At 68.9% G+C, this 1,564-nt stretch carries 3 protein-coding genes; all 3 read right to left on the reverse strand.

The genetic code is table 11. The features are described 5' to 3' along the window. Positions 1-185: 185 nt before the first annotated feature. The gene (locus MF607_RS22455) at positions 186-512 is read right to left on the reverse strand and encodes a hypothetical protein (protein ID WP_242122384.1); all 327 of its coding nucleotides are present in this window, start codon (positions 510-512) and stop codon (positions 186-188) included. A gap of 61 nt (positions 513-573) precedes the next feature. After that, a complete protein-coding gene (locus MF607_RS22460; protein ID WP_242122385.1) occupies positions 574-786 on the reverse strand; it encodes a hypothetical protein in 213 nt (70 codons plus the stop codon). 316 nt (positions 787-1,102) lie between these two features. Beyond that, positions 1,103-1,564 (reverse strand): DUF2493 domain-containing protein (locus tag MF607_RS22465; RefSeq protein WP_242122386.1); only part of this gene is annotated, 462 nt, incomplete at its 5' end.

The following is a 1,564-nucleotide window of genomic DNA, read 5'->3' on the forward strand; positions in this document are numbered from 1 at the left end:
CGGACCCCTTGTCCTCGACACCACTCTCCATCCCTCTCTCCTCCTCGGCCCCCTTCAGGGCCGAGCAGGGCGCGTCAGCGCCCACTCATCGGCGCGCTCTTCGCGCGGCGATGGGCGTCCAGCGGGGTGGCTTCAGGATGTAGAGGGCGCCTTGGGAAGCCGGCTCGGCCGCAACCGGGAGACGGTCACCGCGGCGTGGACGTAAGCCAGTTCGGATCGTCTATGTCGCGACCTGCCGCCTCCCGGATAGCGGACATCTCGGTGTGCGTGATGCGACCATCGGTCATGGCCGACCGGTAGGCTTGCGCTCCGAGTGGTCCGGCGCGCGACAGGACGATCGCGTCGCGCTCGCCCTTCGCGCTCACAGGCCCGAAGGGCCAAAGTGCGATGGAAGCCGCACCTAAGCCTGCGGCGAGGATAACATAGCTGAACGGCACCCGTCGCCGTGCGAACAAGAAGAGCGCGCCTGCCAGAAACAGGATCAGGACGGCGATGGGAATGAGGTTGAGCATGATCGTACCTCTCGGGTGAGTCATCGTATCGGTGGGCGCGAGCAGTCGCCAGTGCGTCTGGTCACGTCACGCGGATCTCGATGGTCTCGTCGTCGCCGCTGTCGGACACGAGGACGGGTCGACCGTTGCGGGCGGCATCCGATGCGGCATCGGCTGGCCAGTCGCCGTATTCCCTGAGCATCTTGGCCATGTGAGCCTCGGCGCTGGCGCGGTCGGGATGGTCCTTGATGATCGTGTCGAACGAGAGCGACTGGTGGACGGTCAGGATGGCCATGATGATCTCCGGAAGGACGCCGGCACGAGCGAGGCGTAGCGAGTAGGCGACCCGCAGGGGTCGCCACGATGCGGAGCGAGCCGTGCCTGGCGGCAGGGTGATGAGCGTCGCGGGCGCGCACCGGCGAGGCGTAGCAAGCTGGTCGGCCGCAGGGCCGACCGCGACGCGAGCGAGGCGGTGTGTGCCCGTCATGCGGGGAAGAGCGGAAGCTCAGTCCCACGCGGCGCGATGGGGCTCGATGCCCCGGAGCGCCGCCCCGGCACGACGAAAAAGGCAAGGGGGCTCCGGTTGCCCGGAGCCCCCTGCGGGAGAGTTGTCAGGCCCGACGCGCGGTCGCGACCGGACGCTGCTCGGCGACCCGGAACACGTGGAGCGGGACACCGGCGTTGCGCAGCTTGCGGGCGAAGTCGAGCTGGACGCCCGAGCCCTCGCAGACGATCGCCTCGACCGGGTTGAGGGCGGTGATCCGCTCGTTGCGTACGAACCCGGCGCGGTTGCCGAGGCGGCGGTCCAGACGGAACAGCACTAGCTTCACGTCGCGCGATGCGGCCCATGCAGCGGCGATGGCATCGCAGCCCTTCATCTGGGCGGTGGTCACCAGCACCATGTTCGGGATGCGGCGCTGGATCTGGTCGAGCCGCTCGTACAGGGTCTCGTGGTCGTGCCAGTTGGCGCCACCCGAGAAGGCGACGATCGGGCCGGTCGGGTTGTGCTGCTCGCGCTTCTTGGCGGCGCGGGCTGCGAGGTAGTCGGCGCCCTCGATCATCGAGGCGGTGAG

Origin of the sequence: Sphingomonas lacusdianchii, assembly GCF_022664395.1 — a bacterium.
Taxonomy (GTDB): domain Bacteria; phylum Pseudomonadota; class Alphaproteobacteria; order Sphingomonadales; family Sphingomonadaceae; genus Sphingomonas; species Sphingomonas lacusdianchii.

What these genes read in the sequence shown, in the direction of transcription:
- MF607_RS22455 (WP_242122384.1), bottom strand. Translation starts at nt 512, where the DNA reads ATGCTCAACCTCATTCCCATCGCCGTCCTGATCCTGTTTCTGGCAGGC.
- MF607_RS22460 (WP_242122385.1), bottom strand. Translation starts at nt 786, where the DNA reads ATGGCCATCCTGACCGTCCACCAGTCGCTCTCGTTCGACACGATCATC.